Origin of the sequence: Nostoc sp. FACHB-110, from assembly GCF_014697425.1 — a bacterium.
GTDB lineage: Bacteria > Cyanobacteriota > Cyanobacteriia > Cyanobacteriales > Nostocaceae > Nostoc_B.
On the sequence record NZ_JACJRU010000002.1, the window covers coordinates 200,202 to 222,835 of the forward strand.

At 40.1% G+C, this 22,634-nt stretch carries 33 protein-coding genes; 14 read left to right on the forward strand and 19 right to left on the reverse strand.

Annotated elements, in window-relative coordinates:
• Positions 1 to 8 precede the first annotated feature (8 nt).
• The 10 genes from H6G69_RS03270 to H6G69_RS03315 form a co-directional block, all read right to left on the reverse strand.
• The gene (locus H6G69_RS03270; protein WP_190681524.1) at positions 9 to 353 is read right to left on the reverse strand and encodes a hypothetical protein; all 345 of its coding nucleotides are present in this window, start codon (positions 351 to 353) and stop codon (positions 9 to 11) included.
• On the reverse strand, positions 350 to 853 hold the full coding sequence (locus H6G69_RS03275; RefSeq protein WP_190681527.1) for a hypothetical protein: 504 nt from the start codon (positions 851 to 853) through the stop codon (positions 350 to 352). Before H6G69_RS03275 ends, H6G69_RS03270 begins: the two co-directional genes overlap by 4 nt.
• Complete coding sequence (locus tag H6G69_RS03280) at positions 837 to 1,064, reverse strand: hypothetical protein (protein WP_190681530.1); 228 nt, start codon at positions 1,062 to 1,064, stop codon at positions 837 to 839. Before H6G69_RS03280 ends, H6G69_RS03275 begins: the two co-directional genes overlap by 17 nt.
• Positions 1,051 to 1,593, reverse strand: a complete 543-nt coding sequence (locus H6G69_RS03285) for a hypothetical protein (protein ID WP_190681534.1) — start codon at positions 1,591 to 1,593, stop codon at positions 1,051 to 1,053. The genes H6G69_RS03280 and H6G69_RS03285 overlap by 14 nt, the downstream gene beginning before the upstream one ends.
• A 119-nt stretch (positions 1,594 to 1,712) precedes the next feature.
• Positions 1,713 to 2,534 carry a hypothetical protein gene (locus H6G69_RS03290; RefSeq protein WP_190681537.1) on the reverse strand — a complete coding sequence of 274 codons (822 nt, stop codon included), beginning with the start codon at positions 2,532 to 2,534 and terminating at the stop codon, positions 1,713 to 1,715.
• The gene (locus H6G69_RS03295) at positions 2,534 to 2,845 is read right to left on the reverse strand and encodes a hypothetical protein (protein WP_190681540.1); all 312 of its coding nucleotides are present in this window, start codon (positions 2,843 to 2,845) and stop codon (positions 2,534 to 2,536) included. The genes H6G69_RS03290 and H6G69_RS03295 overlap by 1 nt, the downstream gene beginning before the upstream one ends.
• Complete coding sequence (locus H6G69_RS03300; RefSeq protein ID WP_190681544.1) at positions 2,838 to 3,308, reverse strand: hypothetical protein; 471 nt, start codon at positions 3,306 to 3,308, stop codon at positions 2,838 to 2,840. The genes H6G69_RS03295 and H6G69_RS03300 overlap by 8 nt, the downstream gene beginning before the upstream one ends.
• Positions 3,308 to 5,494 carry a hypothetical protein gene (locus tag H6G69_RS03305; RefSeq protein WP_190681547.1) on the reverse strand — a complete coding sequence of 729 codons (2,187 nt, stop codon included), beginning with the start codon at positions 5,492 to 5,494 and terminating at the stop codon, positions 3,308 to 3,310. Before H6G69_RS03305 ends, H6G69_RS03300 begins: the two co-directional genes overlap by 1 nt.
• A gap of 2 nt (positions 5,495 to 5,496) precedes the next feature.
• Positions 5,497 to 5,982, reverse strand: coding sequence for a hypothetical protein (locus H6G69_RS03310; RefSeq protein WP_190681550.1), 486 nt, complete (start codon positions 5,980 to 5,982; stop codon positions 5,497 to 5,499).
• Positions 5,983 to 6,000: 18 nt separating this feature from the next.
• Positions 6,001 to 6,330: a hypothetical protein gene (locus tag H6G69_RS03315; protein WP_190681552.1), complete on the reverse strand. Its 330-nt coding sequence runs from the start codon at positions 6,328 to 6,330 to the stop codon at positions 6,001 to 6,003.
• A 216-nt stretch (positions 6,331 to 6,546) separates the two neighbouring features.
• On the opposite strand from H6G69_RS03315, the gene H6G69_RS03320 reads away from it, so the two are divergent.
• A complete protein-coding gene (locus H6G69_RS03320) occupies positions 6,547 to 7,128 on the forward strand; it encodes a tyrosine-type recombinase/integrase (RefSeq protein ID WP_190681555.1) in 582 nt (193 codons plus the stop codon).
• Positions 7,125 to 7,283 (forward strand): hypothetical protein, encoded by a 159-nt coding sequence (locus H6G69_RS03325; protein ID WP_190681559.1) that lies wholly within the window; start codon positions 7,125 to 7,127, stop codon positions 7,281 to 7,283. Before H6G69_RS03320 ends, H6G69_RS03325 begins: the two co-directional genes overlap by 4 nt.
• Before the next feature lie 116 nt (positions 7,284 to 7,399).
• Here H6G69_RS03325 and H6G69_RS03330 read toward each other — a convergent pair whose 3' ends face one another.
• The 4 genes from H6G69_RS03330 to H6G69_RS34745 all read right to left on the reverse strand — a co-directional run bounded on the left by H6G69_RS03330 (position 7,400) and on the right by H6G69_RS34745 (position 9,547).
• The gene (locus H6G69_RS03330) at positions 7,400 to 7,807 is read right to left on the reverse strand and encodes a hypothetical protein (protein ID WP_190681561.1); all 408 of its coding nucleotides are present in this window, start codon (positions 7,805 to 7,807) and stop codon (positions 7,400 to 7,402) included.
• 48 nt (positions 7,808 to 7,855) lie between these two features.
• Positions 7,856 to 8,281, reverse strand: a complete 426-nt coding sequence (locus H6G69_RS03335; RefSeq protein ID WP_190681564.1) for a hypothetical protein — start codon at positions 8,279 to 8,281, stop codon at positions 7,856 to 7,858.
• Positions 8,278 to 8,982, reverse strand: coding sequence for a hypothetical protein (locus tag H6G69_RS03340; protein ID WP_190681567.1), 705 nt, complete (start codon positions 8,980 to 8,982; stop codon positions 8,278 to 8,280). The genes H6G69_RS03335 and H6G69_RS03340 overlap by 4 nt, the downstream gene beginning before the upstream one ends.
• A 367-nt stretch (positions 8,983 to 9,349) precedes the next feature.
• Entirely contained in the window at positions 9,350 to 9,547 is a 198-nt protein-coding gene (locus tag H6G69_RS34745; protein WP_397326873.1) for a ribbon-helix-helix protein, CopG family, read from the reverse strand.
• 546 nt (positions 9,548 to 10,093) lie between these two features.
• Here H6G69_RS34745 and H6G69_RS03350 point away from each other — a divergent pair.
• The 12 genes from H6G69_RS03350 to H6G69_RS03405 all read left to right on the forward strand — a co-directional run bounded on the left by H6G69_RS03350 (position 10,094) and on the right by H6G69_RS03405 (position 18,861).
• Positions 10,094 to 10,276: a hypothetical protein gene (locus H6G69_RS03350; RefSeq protein ID WP_190681572.1), complete on the forward strand. Its 183-nt coding sequence runs from the start codon at positions 10,094 to 10,096 to the stop codon at positions 10,274 to 10,276.
• The gene (locus H6G69_RS03355) at positions 10,273 to 10,545 is read left to right on the forward strand and encodes a hypothetical protein (RefSeq protein WP_190681575.1); all 273 of its coding nucleotides are present in this window, start codon (positions 10,273 to 10,275) and stop codon (positions 10,543 to 10,545) included. Before H6G69_RS03350 ends, H6G69_RS03355 begins: the two co-directional genes overlap by 4 nt.
• Before the next feature lie 89 nt (positions 10,546 to 10,634).
• Positions 10,635 to 10,967, forward strand: a complete 333-nt coding sequence (locus H6G69_RS03360; RefSeq protein ID WP_190681577.1) for a hypothetical protein — start codon at positions 10,635 to 10,637, stop codon at positions 10,965 to 10,967.
• Between the two features lie 20 nt (positions 10,968 to 10,987).
• Positions 10,988 to 11,146 carry a hypothetical protein gene (locus H6G69_RS03365; protein ID WP_190681581.1) on the forward strand — a complete coding sequence of 53 codons (159 nt, stop codon included), beginning with the start codon at positions 10,988 to 10,990 and terminating at the stop codon, positions 11,144 to 11,146.
• 87 nt (positions 11,147 to 11,233) lie between these two features.
• A complete protein-coding gene (locus tag H6G69_RS03370; protein ID WP_190681584.1) occupies positions 11,234 to 11,470 on the forward strand; it encodes a hypothetical protein in 237 nt (78 codons plus the stop codon).
• Between the two features lie 2 nt (positions 11,471 to 11,472).
• The gene (locus H6G69_RS03375; RefSeq protein WP_190681587.1) at positions 11,473 to 11,940 is read left to right on the forward strand and encodes a hypothetical protein; all 468 of its coding nucleotides are present in this window, start codon (positions 11,473 to 11,475) and stop codon (positions 11,938 to 11,940) included.
• A complete protein-coding gene (locus H6G69_RS03380; protein ID WP_190681590.1) occupies positions 11,930 to 12,166 on the forward strand; it encodes a hypothetical protein in 237 nt (78 codons plus the stop codon). The genes H6G69_RS03375 and H6G69_RS03380 overlap by 11 nt, the downstream gene beginning before the upstream one ends.
• Positions 12,159 to 12,356, forward strand: a complete 198-nt coding sequence (locus H6G69_RS03385) for a hypothetical protein (RefSeq protein WP_190681592.1) — start codon at positions 12,159 to 12,161, stop codon at positions 12,354 to 12,356. The genes H6G69_RS03380 and H6G69_RS03385 overlap by 8 nt, the downstream gene beginning before the upstream one ends.
• A 183-nt stretch (positions 12,357 to 12,539) precedes the next feature.
• Positions 12,540 to 14,030, forward strand: a complete 1,491-nt coding sequence (locus H6G69_RS03390; RefSeq protein ID WP_242071962.1) for a transposase — start codon at positions 12,540 to 12,542, stop codon at positions 14,028 to 14,030.
• 88 nt (positions 14,031 to 14,118) lie between these two features.
• Complete coding sequence (locus H6G69_RS03395; protein ID WP_190681596.1) at positions 14,119 to 14,604, forward strand: NADAR family protein; 486 nt, start codon at positions 14,119 to 14,121, stop codon at positions 14,602 to 14,604.
• A 324-nt stretch (positions 14,605 to 14,928) separates the two neighbouring features.
• Entirely contained in the window at positions 14,929 to 17,748 is a 2,820-nt protein-coding gene (locus H6G69_RS03400; RefSeq protein WP_190681597.1) for a GAF domain-containing protein, read from the forward strand.
• Positions 17,749 to 18,090: 342 nt separating this feature from the next.
• Positions 18,091 to 18,861, forward strand: coding sequence for a hypothetical protein (locus H6G69_RS03405; protein ID WP_190681599.1), 771 nt, complete (start codon positions 18,091 to 18,093; stop codon positions 18,859 to 18,861).
• A gap of 123 nt (positions 18,862 to 18,984) precedes the next feature.
• Here H6G69_RS03405 and H6G69_RS03410 read toward each other — a convergent pair whose 3' ends face one another.
• The 5 genes from H6G69_RS03410 to H6G69_RS03430 all read right to left on the reverse strand — a co-directional run bounded on the left by H6G69_RS03410 (position 18,985) and on the right by H6G69_RS03430 (position 22,546).
• Positions 18,985 to 20,235, reverse strand: coding sequence for a serine hydrolase (locus H6G69_RS03410; RefSeq protein WP_190681601.1), 1,251 nt, complete (start codon positions 20,233 to 20,235; stop codon positions 18,985 to 18,987).
• Between the two features lie 152 nt (positions 20,236 to 20,387).
• Entirely contained in the window at positions 20,388 to 20,753 is a 366-nt protein-coding gene (locus tag H6G69_RS03415; protein ID WP_190681603.1) for a hypothetical protein, read from the reverse strand.
• A gap of 104 nt (positions 20,754 to 20,857) precedes the next feature.
• A complete protein-coding gene (locus H6G69_RS03420) occupies positions 20,858 to 21,253 on the reverse strand; it encodes a beta-lactamase hydrolase domain-containing protein (protein ID WP_190681605.1) in 396 nt (131 codons plus the stop codon).
• 51 nt (positions 21,254 to 21,304) lie between these two features.
• Complete coding sequence (locus H6G69_RS03425; RefSeq protein WP_190681607.1) at positions 21,305 to 21,472, reverse strand: hypothetical protein; 168 nt, start codon at positions 21,470 to 21,472, stop codon at positions 21,305 to 21,307.
• A gap of 459 nt (positions 21,473 to 21,931) precedes the next feature.
• Positions 21,932 to 22,546 (reverse strand): metal-binding protein, encoded by a 615-nt coding sequence (locus tag H6G69_RS03430; protein ID WP_190681609.1) that lies wholly within the window; start codon positions 22,544 to 22,546, stop codon positions 21,932 to 21,934.
• Between the last annotated feature and the right edge of the window lie 88 nt (positions 22,547 to 22,634).

The window sequence follows — 22,634 nt, forward strand, 5'->3', positions numbered from 1 at the left end:
TTTTTTAATTAAGTTGTTGGGTCAACTAAATTTTCAATAAAATTAGCAGTGTTGACCTTGATTTTCACCTCAAACTTATATTCAGGTTGGCTAGGAGTGCCTTGCAAAGTTTGAGAAGCAAAAGTAATTGGTTCTTGTGGTGGATTAGCTGTGGCTCTATCCTCATTGATTTGATTAGTCAGTTCAGCTAAACCTTGCAACAACTTAACAACACCTTCAACACAAGAAGAATCAGGTGTTAAAGTGCTATCAGCCGCCAACAAAGTAAAATTTAGTTTCAGTTGATTATTACCAACAAACTCAATAGAACCAGCAGGTAATTTTTCACCTAAAGCAGTAAAAGTTAGACTCATAAGTTATCAATTTTGAATTCAATAGTTTCTAATTTGGCTCGAACAGATTGAATTAACTCTTCTGTAGAGTCGGTTTCTGTGCCAGTGTATTCCCAAACCCCTAAAGTAATTTCTTCAATCCAAGGGAGAGCCTCAAACCGTAAGCGAAATGTATCAGAAATTTTGGGGAACTGGACAAGCTCGATAGCATTGAGCTTAATCATCCGGCGGGTGTAATCTACCTCAGTGCTAGGAACTGCCCCCAAACCTTCAAAAATGATCGTGTCGTTGATTTGGATGCCATCAATTTGTTGGTAAAAGTATCCTGCCCTCAACCAGCTTGGCTTTGCTTTGCTAGAAGTTGCCCCGACAAGAAATAAATGCTTGTCAGTGAGGTAAGGTAACTCAATCGGGTCAATAATGGGCGCACGAATGCGGCGGTTGTTAATGTCGCCAGAGTGCTTTTGGTAGTAAGTTAACTCCCATGCCCCAACAGCCTTAAGGTCAACTTGTAATGTCATCCCCCAGCCCCCAATCATCGGCTAGGTCAAATACATCATGTCCCTGTTCATCCAGGAAATCTAAAAAAGTATCCGGGTGAATTTCGCCTTTCAAAAATGCCTGTGTCCACTGGGCGCGAACTAACATCAATGCGACTTCTTCCTCAAATTCTTGAGAAGTTTGACCCGGATACCAAAGTGCGGGAGTTGCGAGAGTATTATTCTCCACCATCAGCTAAGACAAAAAATTCAGGTGTAAACCAAACTCGACCATAAGGGCCGCCTAACTTATTCTTGACCGCAGTAAATACAGTTTTAACTTCTGTATCAATAGCGATGGCTGATTGAATAGAAATTGGTGCAGTGTAAGTGTATTGTGAACGGCTATTACGTTCACCTTTGCCATAACGAACATAAGGACGTTTGCTGCCAACAGCCCGTACCAAATTAGGTGTACCATCAGCGACCATTGCATGAACCTTGGAAGGTTGTGCGCCGCGGGGTAATGGATCTTGGGCTGCTGCTTCTGTTAAATTAAGTGCGCTCTCTCCAAAGAACAAAACGCTTTCTTTAGATGCCTGTACTTTAAATTTTTTGGCATTCTCACCAGCAGCAATTTGCATGGGCTTGTAAGCATAGGCAATTTTAGGTCTACGACTGGTGGGTTGCCCTTCTTCTCGAATAGCTGGTTTATAAGCTTCTCGGTTTCTCGCGTATTCAAGCTCTTGTTGTAATTTAGCCGCGCTCTTACGTCTTCCCATATTTACTGAGTTAATTGTGTAAATTGTTTCTCGTATCTCAGTTTTAGCAAGGGTTAGGGGTCATTATTTCCAACCGGATAACATATATGTTGTCCGTCAAATTTTTGGCATTATTTGTTTTACACCCTCTCGATTACACTTTTTAGGCGAGTACCACTGGTAGCTACCAAGTTCACCGGGTTTTGTTTACCCCAAATGAGCAGCTGGGCATAGCGGAATCTCACTTGAGCTGTGCGTCTGCGAGCGAATTTTTTCACTGTTCGCCCGTAAACCCGGTGAGTTCCTGGATTAGCCGAGTAAACACGATCATTGTCGATGTATTGTAAATAATCGCGGTCAAAAGGGTGTTCTTGAATTTCTAAGACTGCCCTGATAATTCGTTCACCCTCAGCTTTGCTCGGCACTAATAGCTTTAATTCGTATCCTCTTTCTTTGTCTGTGTAGCTACATTTGAAGTGTCCTTTGTGCCAAAGGAAAGGCGGGGTAGCGAAGATATTTTTAATTTGTCTAGCAAGTCTTTCTGCATCACTTCTAGAAATAGATTCGCTTGATTCATTCATTAATCTAAAAGTGATTTCACCTTCTAATTGTGGGGTTGATTCACTATTATGAATTTCAAAATCATAAGGTTCTAAAAAGTATAATTTTATTTGTGGTTTGAATGTGCGTTCTGCTTGCACATCAAACCAAGGGATACCATAGACCGGACGTTGCACACTTTGTAATCTTCCGGCTGTCACTTCAAACAGCCACATTCTCATTAGAGTCATTGTTGAGGTGTCACTATCTTTCATTGTGCAAGCAACACGTAATGAAGATTTAGGTGTGTCTAAACTATCAGCAGGTGTATTTTTAAAATACTGATTGACGGCTTTATTGTGCCAAAGCCTGACGGTATCTTGTAGATGTTCCCATTCTGAAAAGTTATCAGGTAGTGCCATTATTTAATTACATTTAAAATTTGCATTAAACTTTGATAATCAACCGCACTAATACGAATACCACCAATAATTGCCGTCCATCTGCTATATTGAAATGCACCTTTATCAGGCGTGTTATTTGTACCTAGATAATGGTCAGTGCGGTAAACAGATATTTTTCCTGTTGATGTGCTAACTTCACCTATTAATCTATCAACTGTTCTAGTTGTTTTAGATTGATTATTGGTAAAATCATTTATTAATGATTTTAAAAAATCTTGCTGTGCTTGTTTCTCTTGGGCTTGCTTTTGGCGATTCTCAAAATTACTCATCTGGATTTAAATCTTGCGAGATTGCAGATGTTAAATAAGTTAGTGTGCGATTAAAAAACTCATCCATGTAATCTAACCTTAAATTCTCACTACTTAAAACCAATGATGCAGTTGGGACTAATTCAGTTTTATCAATTTGAATGTTACATAAACCTTTAGGTGTTGCGCCAAATGTATTAACAAGATTTGCTATTGGATTTGTATTTAAACCGGGTATAGGGTTAATGTCATTGTTGGCTAAGTTCATGACATAATCAAAAACTCTAGAAAAAGTAGAATGTGCCAATGGGATTTTTACACCAGTAATCGTAATTTCAAAACTACAAAATCTACTACCTGTATTAGTTCCTACTCCATTGATTGATATAGTATCTACACTAGTAAAAGTGCTTAATGATATAACAATTTCTGGAGTATCAGATTTTAATACTGTGGTGGTTGTAGTTGTTCCTGTATTTACCATTACTGTTCATCTGCCTCTAAATCACTTTCATTCATATCTTGCCCTTTAGAAGCTGCTTTACTATCCTCAGCAGCTTTTTTAATAAGTTTAGGCTCAGGTACTTCAATACCTTTTTTACTGCCTTCTTCTTCCCCAAGATTTTTATCTAAATCTTTTTTCAAATCTCCAAGCTGTGCCACTGTTTCTTTGACGTTCAAGACTTCCGAAGATACTGTACTAATATGACTAACAATATTCTCAGCAGCTTCTAAACCAGTAAAGAAACGGTTTTGAAAGTTCGGCTGTGGATTAAACCAACCATAGGCTTTTTCGCTAACTTCTCCGGCTGCTCTTAAAGCGTTACCGACTTTGGCACTCCATCCACCAACTACTTCTAAGGCATTAAGTGTTGATTGACCTATTGATTGAAACGCGTTCAATAAATTTGATGCTGCTTGATAAATTCTATTTAGCTTATTCCAAGATTCAGCAGTAGCTTTGTATTGAGCTTCACCCAGAATACTTATTAATAAAGCTTTGATAGAGTTGCTAATAAGTTGTCCTGTTTCTATATCATTTTTATTCTCGTCTTTTAGCTGAATGCCAAATACTTTTAGTACTACATCAACTGTAGAGAATAAAGACTGGGCTAAGTTGTTCGACAGCATTAAACCATTGTGGATGGTAGCCGCAAGTGATAAGTAATTTACTGTGTTTTGAACAACCTGATTATTTACAATTGAGTTCATTGCACCTGATAAACCACTAGCTAATTGTGTTCCTAACTTAGTGTTTACTAGGTTTAATGTGTTGTTCATGGTGTTGAGTAGTGCCAATTGTGCAGCGTTAGCACCTGCACTAAAAGCATTATTTAACTTGTCAAAACCATCGCTGAGTTTATTTCTTAAATCGTTGGTTTCTCTCCTGATCGCGTTTGAGGTACAGCCTCCCGGTTGAGCGCTGCGACAAGCTCCGGCTGCTGCGGCTTCAACTGCTTGACCAAAGCTCAGAGGTTTTGCGGCGGCGGTTGCAGCGACTAGAGGCAAGATTGTATCTAGTTTGCTGTCGATTCTAGTTATTTTTGATAGTGCTTCTGGTGACAATTCCCCGTCCTTCCCGTTAATTCCGTCTTTCCCTCTTGCACCGGGTATTCCTGGCGCGCCACGTTCACCACGCGTACCGGGTATTCCTTGAATCCCTTGCGCGCCAGGAACCCCAATATAGTTGGTGATAGTTTTTGGCTGTCGTGCTAATGCCAGAGCTTCATCTGCTGTTGTTTGGGCGTGTCCGGCTCGACTAATGGCAGTGCCAGCCGCCGCCGCCGCATTGTCAGCAGCTTTTCTTGCACCATTGGCAGTATCTAAGGCCGTGCCAGCTTTCTCAATAGCATTGGTAGCTGTACTGTTGGCAGTTTGCGCCAAAGTAAATGCTTGATTTGCTGTCTGTTGTGCGACTTGGGCATTGTCTAGAGCATCATTAGCGGTGTCTTGTGCTGTATTCGCACGTTTGGCGGCTTCAATAGCGTTACTGTTTGCCTCACCTGCGGCTTGAAATGCTTTGTCTGCCTTGTTTACAGCATTTTTCGCCGTATCCTTAGCATCTGTAGCAGCCGCGATCGCGTTTCGTGCCAAAGTTGTTGCACTGTTAGCAGTCCCTTGCGCTGCCTTTGCGTCTAGCTGTGCGGTTTGGGCGTTGTTTAGGGCATTTACAGCAATACTTTTAACCCCAGTTAAAAGCCCAAGCACGTTACTTAAGCCAGCGTTAAGACCATCAACCATGTTCTCAACGGTATCTATCCGGCTTCCCAAAACTAGCAAGGTGGCAACAGATGTAGCCAATACTGCTAATTGAGCCGCCACAGATGCAATTGAAGCGAGAGCCGAGCCTGCTTTACCCAGAGCTTGACCCGCTTGACCTAAAGCATTTCGAGCAACTCCTAAAGCTTCTCCAGCATTGGCAGCTGCATTATCTACTGCTGTTTGCAATGGATTGAATTTTTGGGCAATTAAAATACCAACTGCTGGCAGAATTAGACTTTGAGCTTCAGCGACAGAAGCTTTAATAATTCGTGGTTCATCTACTGGTTTAATACCTGCAATTTGCGCTCTTAAATCATTGATTTGAGCTTGCAATTTTGCACAGCAGTCACACTTTCCCGAACAATTCAAAGCCTGTTGAAGGTTGCTAATCGTACTTGCCGCACTCATATTTAACTACAATCTTGATTTTTTAATTGCACGGCTAAACTTTCAATGGTTGCCCAATCAGTGTTGGATATACACTGACCACCACAACCCGGGCCGCAATGAGTTTGGCATTCTGCGAGGGAAGCGTAAAAGCCGGGTGTGTTGTAAACAGTGTTTTTAATGCAGGCTGCATTGATGCAATCATATTTATCTGCGGGTGGCGGCGGCGCACTCAGGCAAGCGGAACAGTTACCGCCATAACCGTTCCCCGCGGCCCATGCGTCAATAGCTGCTTGATTCGCTAAGGGTGTAATGCTTGAGACAGTCGCCAGCGCCCACCATTGATCAAAAATGGGGGTGTTATCGCCGTTGACTATCCAGTAAAGCCCGTCCCGCCCAATGTTTTTATAATTCGGATTTTCAACGGCTTTTGGGTTTGTCCCGCAAAAAATCCACCGTGCTTGGTTCCCGCCGCCGTCATAACCTTGCACGCCATAACAATTTGCCATATATATGCGACCTAATTATTAATAATCGTCTGGGTCAAAAGTTGATTGTTGGTCAATTTTGGCAAGGGTAACTGTTAATTGGTCAGTTCTGTATTGAGTTTGGTCAGTCCCACGGCTTGCAAATGATGAAAACCCAGTAGCAATGTATATGCTTTGGTCAATATTTGAATCAAAGTTAGTTTGCGTTAAATTGACCTTTGCTTTTAACAAAATAGCTACTAGTAAACTTTCGCCTGTGTTACTAGCACTTGCTGTTAATCCGGTTAAATCACTTTTACGGATAGTAATAGTGTTGATATCTTGAGTCGCATTACTACCGAAAATTTCTTGTAAAGTTGGTTCCGCCATGTTTCGGATTTTTAATGAAGTGATAAATCCGTTGTAAGCGTGATTTAAAAATCAGTAAATCTTCCAGTTTTATGTAGAAGTGGTATATCTCCTGATGGCGTGTAAATATTGCTGCTACTAGGATTGAGCAAATATTTACCAATAGTGAATATCTACAAAATTTCGCTTTTACCTATTTTTTGGGTAAAAGCGGAATATTCAAACTTCGGTTTTGATATGCCCAAGATTAACAGAAAAGGAAAAGCTGCTGTCATCTCTAATGATGAATTTTCCAAATTGCGTAAACAAATTAAAACTCAAAAGTACAAATTGCTTCTTGACCTAGCTTGGTATACAGGCGAACGTTGGGGGGCTTTGCTCAAGTTGAAGGTTAGTGATGTTTACGATCGCACTGGTAAACCCAAACAAATACTCATTTTCCCTGCGCTCATTAGAAAACACAGGCCCGACGGTACAGCTGAAACTGTGGAGATTCCTGTACATGACAATTTACGCGAATCGTTGGAACGTTATGAGCCTGGCGAGTGCGAGTGGTTATTTCCTTCCAGGTGCGGGACTAAGCCGATTACTTTACGAAATGCTTATGACATTCTCAAACGGGCCACCGAACGGGCAGGTATGAGTGCCAAAGGAATCTCAACTCACACTACCAGAAGGAGCCTAGTCAACCGACTGCGGAAGAATGGTACGGCTAAATCTGTGATTCGCAAAATCACAGGCCACCGCGATGACAAGGGTTTAGACCCCTACATAGATATTGATATTGATGAGGTTAAAGGAGCGATCGCAACACTATGACACCCGAAATATTTTTAAAAATTGAAGAACTCTACGTCAGGGCAACGCTTCAGGACTACAAGCACCCCTATGACTTGGCCAAGGCAGTTGAAGAAATTGCCGATTTAGCCTGGGATGAAGTCGAGAAACTTTACCCACAATCTATGATTCCGTGACTACAATTGCTTTGAAATATACTCATTGTTGTGCGATCGCCCGACTCTTCAAGCTGCGATCGCATTTTTATAGGTCGTAGGTTATAACTAAGTTGCGTTAACTTGTGGGGCTTGGATTATGAGCAAACTTTGTTTGCTGATGCCCCACTCCCAACAATTCCTACTTTTCCGCACTCAGAGCCATTTTTGTAAATTTTGATTTCTACAACTTCTTTGTTAGTTGTGATTGCTGATGCTGAGACTACAGAATTTTTAGGAGCAGAAAAGCTGATTTTATGGGGTAGTGTTCCATTAACGCTTTCTACTCTCATAGGTGTGGCGAAGTCTTTAGAAACAACAGAATAACCAGCAGACAATTTTTTGCCACCTGTTCCAGTCCAGCGAATCTCATATTTATCTGAACCACCGGGAGAATTTGTAATTGGTGGTTCAGAGCTTGTAATTGAACTTGATTTCGCTGAAGGAGTACAACCTTGTAACAGCAAAAATCCAATAACAACTGATAGTCTAATAATATTTTTCATTTTCTTGATGAAAACGATAAGTACAGATTTAGATTACCCAGTATTTACTTATACATTTCTACGCCAATAATGTATTAGTTTCTCAATATCTTTTGGAGTTTGTCCATCGGCGATCGCACTTTCAATTTCTGCTTTTCGCGCCATCGCAATTGGCGATCGCCAATTTCCACCGGGGATATGGACATGATGCAGTTTCCGGCCTGACATCCACAGGTAACGGTAATAGTAATGTTCTGTGCCGTATCTAGTTACGGTGTACTTTTCTACCCAGTGTGACTGTTCTGGAGCAGATTTATTTGTATTGGGTTTATCCTGCTCCAGAACAGTAGAATCAGCTTTTGAAGACTCATTAGTTTGCTCCAGAACAGTGTTTGTTACTGAATCTGGTTTATCCCAACTGTCGTCATAGCTACTCTTAATTGCTGGTTGTGTGGTGAACTGTTGCAGGTCAAACAGTGTCAATTGTTCTTTCATAACTGCACCCCCAGCGCAGCGAGTAACCCGGCAAAGCTCCAACTCTCTTTTGGCAGGTAGTAACCTTTCTTCAAGCAACTGAGTAACCAGCCTTGAGGATTGCGGATTTTGGGCCTACCACGCCAATCAGTTTCATGACCTCCGCGGCTGTGAAATAGTGAAATGGCCGCTTTGACATCCTCAAGGCTGTATTCCAATATTTCAGGTGATTGCTCAGGGTCAAATGGGATACCTGCTTTCTCACACTCACTGAGAACTTCTTCACATTCGGCTATCATCTCGTCCCTAAAATGATCTTTGCTGCTGCTGTTCTCCCCCTGTACCGCAGATAAGTCATTTGAGGTCTGTAAATTGTAATTTTTATTCTGCTTTTGTAAGTTTTTTTTCGGCTTGAGCCAATCTAAGGGTCGAGTAACAATTTTGACTACTTTCCATGTGTACTCTCGAATGATATTCACTACCCGGTGCTGGGCGAGTTGAAGGAGTGCATTTTTGAGAGTTAGTCGGCAGTAAGGTTTACCTCGATGCTTGGCGACTTGCTTGTTGAAGTCGCTGAGGTCAATTTCTACTTCTGTCCCAACTCCCTCGGTGATTAGGTATCGCCATAAGAATTGTGCTGATGGGGTTATCTGCTGTTCTAAGCAGTATGCGTCATGTTGCTCCGTCCATGCGGAGTTTTGTAATTTGGTATTTCCTGGCATAATTCGTTTAGATAGATGCAGCCGCGCGCAGTTGTGCGGCTTTTAGTTTTTGGTTATTTGCGATCGCTCTGTGTTGAGGTTAAGCGATCTGCCATGTAGTAAATGCTGGTAGTTAAAAATTGCGATCGCATAAAATAAACCGTCCTCACCTCACAGGTAAAGACGGTTTATTGAACGTGTTCTACGTCTGTTACTTTATTCTCACTATTTTCACGAGTTACCAGATGATAAATGTCACTTTTTATCTGGTTTGCCTCTTCTATAAATTCATTTTCAGCTTCTTCACTTTCTCCCAGCCGCGCCTTTAACCGGGACTGGTGGGCATGAACATATTCTAAATGCCTCTTCTCCAGAGCTTCTAGGCGCTCTAGGATTTTCCCAGCAGTTGTGTCTCTGACCGGGGTGAGTTTCCAATCGGGATTTCCCCTGTTGCTATCTTCTCCACTAACGCTGATCTGGAAAGTCCCATTGCTTTGGCTTTCTTTTGCAACTCCTCCCATGCGCTTTGACTTAGTTTGAGTCCTACTGTTGTTACGTCTTCTGCGGATTTTTTCGGTCTTGCCATTTAAGTCATCCATATATTCCCCTCCATTTTACATGAGCAGAATAATTAAGCATGAGCGAAATGCTTGACAGGAATTCTGCTCATGCTTAATATACATTAAGTATTCTGCATTAGCAAAATGTTTTTATCGCTCCCCCCTCACCCTTGCCTTTAGGCCCGTGAGGGCAAATTCAGGAGCCATCACCGCAGCACATAGGCGATTATCGCCACCGCAGCGGCAACACCCTCAACTCAAAAGTTAATAGTCAAAAGTCATTAGTCATGTGACCGTCATGTGACTAGTGCTGAGTAACCCTACTCCCCATGAACGACGCTTCACTTCACACTTCACAGTTGCGCCGATACAGTCATGCCGTTTAGTTATGGAGGTCACAAGTAGACGACAAGTAAAGTAACCAACAATTTTCTATAGGTTAGTTTGCCCGGTCAACATCCAACCGGGCTTATCTACAACCTTTTAATAGAGCTTTTCTTCATCGTTCCGCTCACCCCAGCACAGCTAGGTGGTTAGCTTGTGCTGGCTTTTCTACCAAGGATTTTGAAAATATGACTTACCGCACCGAGCTTAGACCTTGGGCAATTTTCCGCTGTCGTGTTTCCGGTAATATCTGCGTTGCCAGATTTCGCTCTCGTACAGATGCCGATGCTTACATGAGCATCCTGTGCGGGTTGTCTCCCGGAGAAATTTTTGAGGTGGTTTTTGATGTGGCGGTTGAGGTTAAACAATGAGTGACTACGAGAAATTCACCACTCTGCTACAAGCAGAAATCGACAATTCCCCGCCGGAGATAGCCGCCCAATTTCGTCAAATCATCGCCAGAGTCAACACTCAACTTCAGCAAGATACAGAAGTAGAAGTACTGCCACCTTTAACAGAAGAGCAGCTAGATGCCTACCTAAACTCTGTCAGCTGTCCCGAGTGCTGGGGAACAGGCAGGATTTACGTCTTGGATAGCCCTAGCAAATGTGGCGAATGCAATGGTACTGGCTATCTCTAGTCAAAAGCGATCGCATTAATCTCTCAAAAATGCGATCGCTGTGAAATTCACTACTTCAACCGTTGACTAGCAAAAAATAACACAAGGTTATGGAAATTAAAACAATCTCCTGTGAACGAGTGATCAGCCTGGGGAACTACGAAAGCCGACGATTACAGCTAGGGGCTGAGATTGCCCCTGGTGAAGATGTAGAAGCTGCAATTACATCTCTAGTGGAACTAGTCGAGCGAAAGTCTAGAGAGAAATATGACTTGATCCTTGATTCGAGAGAACTGCGCCAAGAAGTCAAACAACTTCAACAGCAAGTGGCCCAACTTAAGGCCGAAAAAGACAAACTCACCGGGCAGGAGCCAGACCCAGACAACATCCCTTTTGATGCGGGGGCCGCGGCCCCCGATTCTGGCATTCCCGATAATTTTTAACTGAAATTTTGAGGCCAAAAATGAAACTCAAAAAACTCATTGAACAATTGCAAAAGCTAGACCCTGATCTGAATGTGTTTATCCAGGATGTAGCCTACGACGAAATTTACACAATCATCAATATCCAGCCAGGTGAAAAGACAATTCGGCTCCAGTTCAACGGGGATGAGCCTAAGTAACTAAATTTTTCATGCGATCGCACAAACAGCGACGTTACCGCGATCGCAATTTTTCAACTAGCTAAATCACCCGACGTAAATTAGCTCATGCAAATTATATCAGTTCCTACTGTGTTTACCTGTAAGACTCCCACAGCCGGCTGGCTGAATTTAGCCCAAATTCGCCAGCTGCAATTTGAGGAATATCCCAACCCCATCGCCGTTATCACCTGGCACAACGGCGAGAAGCAAAATTTCTTTGGTGAAAATGCCACTGCCATCATGGCCACTTGGCTAGATGCTGCTGACAGAACTAGTGATTACCGTGTCAAAAACCGGAGGTAATTATGAATCAAGCCGCAATTAGTCGAGGTAAAGAAATCATCAAGCAACAGATTCGCCTGGCGCAACCGGGTGAAGTAGTTCACATCCCCGTTGAAGATGACGCTAATTTAGCTGTATTTCAGCAAGCCCTGAGAAGTTTCGATATACAGCGAATGCTGGTGCAAAAAAATGTCTTAGTTGAATTTCACATTCCCGAACCGCCAACTGAACAGGCCAAAAAATTGATACTGCAATTCATTCATGACGCTCCGCCTGAATGCCGTGAAATTCTTTTCCCATATCGAGCGCGTGACTGTGCTGATGCACAAGCCGCCTTAGACTCCCCTGAAGTTCAAGCAGCATTACAGCAACGAAATATCACAGCTTCCATACAGCGAATTGATGATCAGCCCTCAATTGTTGTCGCCAGTATCGACCAAGTAATGAACGGTGATTTAGACAGATTTATGGAGCAATTCAATGAGCGATAATTCTAAATTTTTGATGGATAAAGAACATTACATGGTTAACCATATTTCACTGGGAATTGCAGTTAGATATTTGTGCCAAGTAACAAATCAACCTTTTGAATACTGGGTTCAAAGAATCAGTAAAGAAGCAAATTTACAGTGCAACCAGTTGACACCCCAACAGATTGAAAAATCCGTTCAAGCTTATTTATCTGAACAATTTGAGGACGATGAAGTTTATGAATAATGAGAATCCACAAACAGATCCAAGCTGGGATTACTACATACTTTGGCACAAAATATTTCAAGCCAAATTTAAATTAGAAAAAATGTTGTCTTACATTTCTGAAATTGAATACGCCACTGAAGAAACAGACAAATCTGTTGATGCTGATTTAGCTGTAATTACCAATTTATTAAAAACAGCCAACGATTAACCGCCTGATGATGGCTACCTTGACTCAGTAGCCGAAACGGTGAGCATCTCGCCCACCGTCGCGGGTTGAGTCCACATCAATTCGCACATTAGTCAGAGAAAGTGCAGCGTTCAGAGTGAATTGCGCCCCTCAATTGTGGCGTTTTATATTTCATGCGCGGCTTTTCTCTTACTAATTCCCCGAATGCGTTTACTCCTGAATCGCGCCCCTTATATGTGGGGCGTTAGGGTGATTCGTGCGCTTTATAGTTCGGGTTTACCAAAGGATGCCAGTCCTGATAATTCACCTTACTTTTATCGCAGAACCATGACAATTCAATCAACAATTTTGGGAATTGATGTTAGTAAAAATAGCATCACGACTCATATTTTATCACAATACCCAAAGGGTGGATTACAGGCTTATTGGAACAAAACCAGGAATAAAGCATCAAGCTTATATCCGGCTTTTTATTCCAATCCAGATGTTAGAAAAAAACAAAAATCAGCTTTTGATTTTGCTGAATATATAACCCAAATAAAGCCAGATTACGCAATTATGGAGCCAACAGGAAACCATTATTCTAGACTGTGGGCTTCCATTCTTAAAAAGTTAGAAATCAAAATTCTTTGGGTAGGTCACGTTGAATTGCGACGTTATCGCGGGGGCAAAAATTTACCTAATAAAAGTGACCCGGCTGATGCACTCGCTATGGCCGCTTATGGTCACGACCCAGACCACAGGCTGGAGAATGGTGAATTAAACATGAGATATTTTCTCATGCACCGACCGGAACCCATAGATCAACTACGCGACCTCTGCCAGCAACTCGAACACCTTAATCGTGTTCAGTCGCCAATTGTGAATTATGCCCGTCAGCTGTTGGCTTGGCAGTTCCCAGAGATGGCACACACAAGGAGTGTATCTAACAAGCCAGGGTTACTCCCACCGCTTTGGGCTTGGTTAGCCAATAGGTTAGAAATTTCACCCGCCGGAAAAACCAGGATAGAAAATCGCTATAAAATATCCATTGCCCGTGATTACGGAATTGGGATTGATCCAATATTGGAACTACACGCAGGATGGATGTGTGACATCTCACTTTATGAGCAGCACCTAGAAGCTCAAATTAGAGAAATGCTAAACCACTCAGCCTTTGCACCTTACATGAGCGTGTTTGATAAATTTGGTTTTGGGTTACGAGTGCGCGCGCGTTTACTCACCAGGATTTACCCGTTTGAGTCATTCCTCGGCGTTGATGGCAGGCCTGTCATTGAGTACGAAGTGCGGGAGGTCAAAAAAACCGAGCGCGATCGTAAAAATGGCGAAACCATTGTGAAGCGAATTGCTGGAGAAACCAAACGAATCAAACGCAACCGCAGCCGCGATACTTTTAAAATGCGGCTGGGTATGGGTACAACTCTTGAGCAGTCCGGTGATGGTCTTGTGGAAAAGGCTAGCGGTTCGTCACTATGTAGAATCAGCCTGTGGCAATACATTCTTATTGGGGTAGAAATTGGCCGACTACCAGACAATGAACTGACTAAGGAATTGATTAACTACCGTGACTCGCTCAAAGCTAACGTCACTGAACAAGGTGAGAAGCTGCTAGGCGGTAAACATATCCAAGGTAAGTTAATGAGTAAAGTTACAAACTTACTATTTGCTGAACTTTGTAAGATTTCATCAACCTGATGCTTAACCCTTCATTAGTATGAAGGGTTTTAAAAATCTATGAAAGTTTCAGTTACCCTGAAATATATATATAAAGAGAAATTTTGAAATGACCATTTACTTTTACAAGGTTTGGCAGCCTTACGGTTGTTTTTCCAACTTTTCTCCTCACCCAATCCAAATCTACGGCACTTATTGGTCAACCGTTGAACATTATTATCAAGCCCAAAAGTTTGTTAATAGTTTTGACGCAGCAATCATCCCGACAATTCAGGCTGCTGCCACCCCAGAAGAAGCCGCCGCTTTAGGACGCTGTAGCACACGTACACTCCGCTCAGATTGGGATTTGGTGAAAACTCAGGTAATGCGAGAAGCTGTACTCAAAAAGTTCCTGACTCATGCTGACATTAGAGAAATTCTCCTGGCTACAGGTAAGGAAATGATTGTGGAGAACTCTCCTACTGACTACTTTTGGGGTTGTGGTCAAGACAAAACAGGACAAAATCACCTTGGACAGATTTTGATGAGTGTGCGGGAAGAAATTTGCCAACTGTACCTTTACTCAGTAATTACCAGTGATTGCCTAAAAGAATAGTTACACCTAAAGCATTATTAACACTGATCGGGGAATGGCAACATTCCCTAAAATACGCAAATTTTGAGAATTACTTAGTTATATTTACGGATGCAATTTAATTAAAGATTAAAACAATATAAATAATTATTGAAATAATAGAAAAAACTTTGGATTTAGTGGATTTGCATAATTTTACCGAATACATCATCCGGGAGAAAGTATAATATTAATTGAATATAAATATGATTTTTAACTATTAAAAATTCTGGGATAGAAATGGCGACTTTTAATTAGCAGGAGTTTTCAAAAAGTTTAATTATTTTTGGATAGGTTTACTAGGCAATGGCATATATTAATACCTCAAGCGGTTCGCAGCCAGTCTTTGATAAAGAAGGACTATTATATCGCATCACCAAACGCATAAGACGATCGCTTGAACTGAAAGAAATTTTAGCAGCCACCGTTGCCGAAATCCGTTTATTTTTAGCCACAGACAGAATAATGGTATATCGGTTTGATGCCGATGGTAGTGGTGAAGTTATTGCCGAATCTATTAACCAGCAAAATTTACCATCTTTATTAGGTTTACACTTTCCAGCCGCAGATATTCCTGCAGAAACTAGAAAAATGTTGCTATTAGCCAGGCAACGTACAATTGTCGATGTATCGACTAATAAAATCGGTTTATCTTTTTTAGAATTACAAGAAAATCAACAACTTTTAGATACAGAAGATATTTACTATCGAGAAGTAGATCCTTGCCATATTCAATATTTAAAAGCATTAGGGGTACAATCTTCACTAGTAATTCCGATTTTACATAGTGAAGTGCAAGGTGAAACTATCCAGCCTTCGCTATGGGGATTATTAGTATCTCACCATAGTAAATCCCGAGAAATATCGCTAGCAGAACTAGAATTAGTTCAGCAAGTTGTCGATCAATTAGCAATTGCGATAGCGCAAAGTAACTTATATACTCAAACACTTGCTAGACAAAAGCGAGAAGAAACCATTAATCGAGTTACTACCTTATTACATAAATTACCTAAACTCGAATTACAAGCAGCTTTAGAAGAAACTGTCACAGCTTTAAATGGCATTGGTGGCAGACTTTACATTGAACAGACAAAAGAACTATTTTTTTCTGGCAACCAACCAAAAATGCCTTATTTAGAGACTGGCATCATAGAACAGCATCCAGTCTGGCAAAAATGGATGGATGAATGCAAACAAGGGCATATCTGGACAACTACCAACCTTTATCAAGAATCACATTTGCGCGTATTAGCGTCTGCATTTCGCTTAACACCGATTCGGGGGCTGTTAATTATGCCCCTATATTACCGCCAACAATTTATTGGTGTATTAAGTGTTTTTCGTCCAGAATTCGATACGGAAATTTTGTGGGCTGGCAAACGTGAGCAAAATTCTCAACAACAGTTACCCCAGATTTCCTTTGAAGCATGGCGAGAGGAAAAAAGAGGGCAATCTGTTGAGTGGAAACCAGAAGAAATTTCTTTAGCACAAGCCTTATCTTACAGCTTTTCGATGGCGATTCAGCAGCAACAAATGTACCAAGAAGTTCAACTGCTCAATGCCAATTTAGAACAGCGAGTTGAAGAGAAAACAGCAGAATTAGAAAAATCATTATTATTTACTAAAATTATCAAACAAGTTTCCGACCAAATTCGTCGGTCGTTAGACTTAAAAACTACATTACAAACTATTGTCTATGAAGTTCGTTCTTTACTCCATTCGGATAGAGCGCTAATTTTTCAAAAAACTAGTGCAATGAATGGCAAAGTTATTGTTGAAGATATTCATGGTCACTGGTTATCAACCTTGGGGATAGAAACACCAGTCGGATGTTTGCCTGAAGATTATGTTGAGCTTTATTTTAAAGGTAGAGTTAAAGCAATTAGTGACGTAGCTACATCTGGACTAAGTTGCTGTCATCAAGAATTTTTAGAGAGTATCCAAGTCAAGGCAAACTTAATTGTGCCAATCAATATCAGTTTGCAAGTTTGGGGTTTATTAATTGTTCATCAGTGTGATGCTTGTAGAGATTGGCAAGATGCAGAAATTAATTTATTACAGCAATTAGCAAACCAAGCTGCTATTGCTATTCAACAGGCGCAACTTTATGAACAAAGTTGTATTGCTGAAGCTACAGCCACAGCTAAAGCTACGCAACTAGAGCAAGCTTTGTTAGAACTACAAGAAACACAAACACAATTAATTCAAACAGAGAAAATGTCCAGCTTAGGACAATTAGTTGCAGGTGTAGCTCACGAAATCAATAACCCCGTTAACTTTATCTATGGCAACCTACATTATGCCAGTAAGTATACTCAAGATATGCTGGCTGTGATTCGTCTTTATCAATTGCACTATCCTCAACCTCACCATGAAATCACAACAATTACACAAGAAGTTGATTTAGAATTTTTAGCTGAAGATTTACCAAAAATTATTTCCTCGATGCAAGTTGGAGCCGAACGTATCCGTTCCATTGTGCTGTCTTTACGTAACTTTTCGCGTTTAGATGAGGCAGAAAATAAACCTGTTGACTTGCATGAAGGCATAGACAATACACTATTAATCTTGCAACATCGCCTTAAGGCCAGTAGCAATTTTACAGGCATTGAAATCATTAGAGACTATGGCAAATTACCATTGGTAGAATGTTATGCCGGACAAATAAATCAAGTCTTTATGAATATTATTACCAATGCTATTGATGCTTTGGAAGACCAAGGAAAGTTAGGCGAAGAAAATTATCCAAAATTACCTGCACCACAAATTTGCATTTCTACTAGGCTGGCTACTGATACATCGCGGATGTTGGTTCGCATAGCTGACAACGGCCCAGGAATGACAGAAGAAGTCAAAAAGCGAATTTTTGATCCATTCTTTACCACTAAGTCAGTAGGTAAAGGTACAGGACTAGGTTTAGCAATCAGTTACCAAATTATTGTTGAAAAGCATGGTGGGATGATGGAATGTGTCTCTGAGCTAGGAAGAGGTACAGAATTTTGGATTGAGATTCCTATAAAATTATCACGAACAGAAAATGCTGTAGAAACAAAATCAGCCCAAGAGAGTTTTTGTGTAGAATCAGAAAATTTATTTACAGTAGAGAATCAGCTGGAAAATATTTGAGTGAAGCTACTAAGCTTCCCTGGCAGATAAAACAGCTAGATGTGCAATGTAGAAAAGAGTTAAAACGCTGTTGAGTTCACAATCTTTCTCGTTCAAAACCAACAACACCCAACGCGAACGCTGATATTTCCTCAAATATTGAAAATCAGGGGGTGCTGTAGTTAATCATTACTTGTTTCGAGTGGTGAATATAGATTACATCCCTGGCTAAAATAAACAAGAGGAGGAAGTGATTACAGCTAGTAGATGTTTGGGTGTTGTTGTGTTTGGCTGAATCAGTGTAAGCTTGTATAAAGTTAAATAGACAGTTAAATAACAGAGACAAATAAACAGCGCCTGATTATGTCAATTATTGCGCTCAGAGCATGGTATCTTCAAGATTATGAGCCAATCACAGAATTGGAAAAACGCCCACCAGATATTCGCCTTAGTAAAAAAAGTTTGCTGAGGTCGGCTTTGCGGGCTGACTTTTTAGAAGATAGCGACGAGATAAAAAAATCAGTTTGGTTTGGTCGCTATCTAGAAGGAGAAAATATTGAATTTTATGTAGAAGGTAGCGGTGGTTATTGTGTAGCTAACATTGACTTAATTAGTCATGAAATTTATTTCACAAAACAAGCATTGTTAGCGCAATTAGAGCCAACAATTTTTTTCTGCTATCAAACTGAGTATGCAGCAGCAAGTGAAGCTCTGCGTGAAGGCTTGCAAAACAGTTTAGAGAAATTAAATATGCGATCGCGCTTGCCTTTAACATTGGTAGAATCCCATAGACCTAAAGATGGGCCTATGAGATTAAGTCGCACTTTGATGCGAAAAATCCGTAAAAGTCTGTTATTTATTGCAGATACTACACCCATTGCCAGTGTTGACGGTCAAGAAACACCACAATTAATTCCTAGCCCTAATGTCTGCATAGAAATTGGTTATGCAATTCAAAGTAAACGCTCTGAACAAATTTTGTTAGCCAATATGCAGCGTCCTGATTTAGAAGGGCAAATTCCTTTTGACTTACCTAAACAACAAATTTTGCAATTTAAAAATAGTACAGACTTAAATAAAATTCTGACTAAATTTCTAGAAGCTCAGTTAGCACGGTTTAAATTATTTTATTAAAAGTGTGATTGACAAATTTGAGTAAAAGCTAGAGATGAATATTGGTGAATTTTTCACTACTACGCTGGTGGAAATCTACAACCGAATATAAGAAAATTTCTCTAGCTTCTAGTTTCAAGAATGTTATTTAGCCGTAGCTAAATTAGCAATTACACCACTATATAAGCTCGTAAACTTTGATTCTTCTAGGGATGCTTTGCTGTTATTCCAAGTTGCAACTACACAGTAATTCTTGCCGTTTTTTGCTTCTAACCAAGTTGTTAAATTTAGCACTCCAGGCTCAGAACCTCCTTTAAAAGCTACTTTTCGCCAATCTTGAGGGTTAGCAACCCCTGGATTAATGCTCATTAATGGTAAGTCAGCAACTTGTTGTATTAATCCGCAAAGTTCTTCTGCTGTAAACAACCATTCTACATCTAGAGCAACTGGGTTAGTTCCCTCAAATTCCCTAACATCAGGCAGCGGCTTGGCTATTAATTCTTGAAGTATAGCGCGACGTTGCGTTTCATTACTATTCTGATAAAGCTGCAATAATTTGCGATTCCACAAACCTTTTAAAATAAATAATTCACGCGTAGTTAAAAAGGGACGATTCCGAGGTGAAATTAATTCAATCTGCTCTCTTCCTAGTAAATTAATTAATACATCTGTGGCTGTATTATCACTCAGAGAAATCATTAAAGATGCCAGGGTTTGCACTGTTAAATATGCACCATCTGGCCATGTTTGTAGCATTCCCGAAGGTAAACTCTTCCAATTTGGTTGTAGTTGAACGACATCTTTCCATGTTCGTTTACCAGCAGCAATTTCTGATTTTAGAACTTTTAAAACAGCTAGTTTAAATGCAGAACCTACGGCTAAGGGTGTTTGTGAATTTAGTGTTGCTTTAACTTTTGTGTTTTCTTGAACTAAAAAACTGACTTTTCCTGGTAGAGCTTGAAATTGTGCGGTTGCGGTTTTTAAATCAATGACTTTAGCTTGTGGTGGTTGAAACAGCAAACCTGCTATCTGCCCCTTGCCGTTCAGTGCGATTTTACTGGGTACAGAAGCTTGATGAAAAACAACCAAAAAATCTTGTCCACTGTTTTGAACTTTTTGATATTTTCCCAATTGGCTTTTTAATCCACTAATTACCTGTGTGATTTGAGCAATTGGAACTTGTCTTAAAAAATCTGTTGTAAACCATTCTGGCTGTATTTTTTCGCTCGTAAATAATCGTTCTAAAGCTAGTTTAGGAGTTAGAGATGGAGATGGCGATCGCAATTGAGCTAAAGGTAATATATCTATTGGGGGTGCTGCTAACGCTAATTGAGGCAATATCAAATTTGTGGTTAGCAAGGTAGTACATAAAAAACAAATGTAATATTGTAACATTAGTAATTTACACTAATTGATAGGATGGTAAATTACATATCATTAAACTCTGCCATCTGTGGATTAAAAAAACATTTTTTTATGTCAATGGGGAACAAGCAAAATGGAAGATGCGCTTGTTCCCTATTTTTTGCTTGCTAGGCTTGCTGATTTTAGCCAAACCAATGAGATGCAACTGTAGCTGGATCAACCACTTCGGGAATGTAGCGATGAATATTTTCTACTTGCTCGGATACCACTTTTTCGATGCCTTTATGAATGATAGATTCTATATCTATCCGTGATGTAGATTCTAAAGAACGACATAAAGAATCTGAACACAATAAATCTGGTTTTGCTTCCTCATCTAGGGTAATATATTGATTGGGAATTCTGCTTAAAATATAAGCAATTAGCGTTTGTCTCACATCAGGGTTTGCCAGAGCTTCATGATAAGGATGATGAGGATAAGTTTCTAAAATATTCTCCAGCTTTTTAATGACAACTGGGATTGTGATATTAACAAGAGTTCTAGTCATTTTTTAACGCCTCTTTTAATTAAATTGTGTTAAGAAAATCTCACCAATGAATAATGGTGCTTTTATAAAATGGATATAAAAAATATGCTGCAAAATAAATATGTTTAACAATGAGACGTAATCAAGCCTAAATTTATAGTTTGTTGGAATGCTTTTTCAAAAGCAATACCTTGTTTCGTCGCAATATATAACAGTACTATTGCTGCCGAACGAATGGAATCATCACAATGTATTAAAGTCGGTTTCGATGATTGATTAATAATTTGAAACACCTTAAGTGCTACTTGATGATTAATTTCATCCAGGTTGGTAGGAAAATTTATATACTGTAAGCCCAAAAATTCGACTTTTTCTTGTTCATTTTTTAAGAAGCCTCTTTCTTCCGGCGATCGCAGATTGAGTACGGATTTATAACCATCTTCAGATACTTGTGTTAACTGATCTGCGGTAATTTGTCCGGAGATAGCTAACTCATCGTTAATTTTTCTAACAGTGATCATGTTTGCCGCCTTACTTTAGTATGGGCGGCTAACGAAGTCGCCCATGTAATTTTAATGTTTATGTTTACTATCAGTAATATCGCCTTCAAATGGTTGAACTCCCGTAGCTGGATAGTTATCATCTTTGGGGCCAAAAATCCTACTGACTGCATCTGAAACATAGTTCAGCACTTGGGCTGACCTATCTATAGTTGCTTGGAATATTTTTGTAATAGACATAAATTATTCTCCTAAATTCTTTTTGATGGTAAAAATTTATGGGGCGGCTCAACTTAACTATTAGTTAGCCTCATTTTCTATCTCTAGACATCTCTCTAACAGGGTAATTATTTCGCAATTACAACATTTCTCTAAAAACTGAATTGTGTCATAATCCCATGTTTGCTCTAATTGCTGTCGTATTTGGTAAATTTGCCAAAACTTTAAAGGATTTAAGAAAGTCGTTTGGCTAAAAAGTGGCTGATGAATAAACCTCCAGAAAATAATAATGTTATTTAAAAAATAATTTTTGTTTTTAGGCATTGTGAGTGGATATTGAAGATAATTAGGTCAAATAATTCTTCCCAGAAAAGCAAGTAAAAAATGAGTCAGCCCATAAAAAATAGCACTTGCTATTTTTTAATCACATCTTTAATGTAAAAGAACAATTTGAGGAAGTTGTGAAGGTAAAAAATAAAATTATGGCTTTGACTTTGGTGTACGTCTGCTGGTTTTTGGCTTAGTTTGACGATTAGACCTAGAAACCTTGCGTTTTTTAGCTTTGCTCGTAGTGAATAAACTCCGAACTCCCTGCTTTTGCACTTTTTTGTAAAAAGAGCCACCCCAATCGCTCAGAGAATGACTCATTGCTCCTAGTTCCAACCCCAAAAACAAAGCCAGAAATTCCGGGCTATAACTGACCAGCCATCGCTCAATATTTTTTCCCAAAGCTTGCCAATTAACAGCCGTATTTCCCAGCCTTTCAATAATTAGCACCCCAACAAAAGCACTCAGTCCCAACAAGCATGAAAGGTATAACACCCGCAACGTCGTACCAATAATCGGCCCATGCGATAAAAAAGAACGATGGCGGAGGCTTTTTTGATAAGGTAGCCAAATCCAGCGTAAGAAACCCCAGCGTTGGTATTGGCGGGAGTAAATATCCAAATCTGGGCCAAACATCAAACCGCCAAACATAAACCCGCCACTGACCATCAAAGTCACACTGCTACTGTGTGTCTGCCAAAAAGTCACACCCGCCACTAATGGCAAAGCCCAAAGAGTAATGCGATCGTGTGTCCGGCCAGAGGGCATTTAGGAGTTCTCAAAAATACTTCAAATTTTTTTCTCAAAAATACTAGCGCGATTAAAAATATTTTGCTATATTGTTTAATTGTGAGCG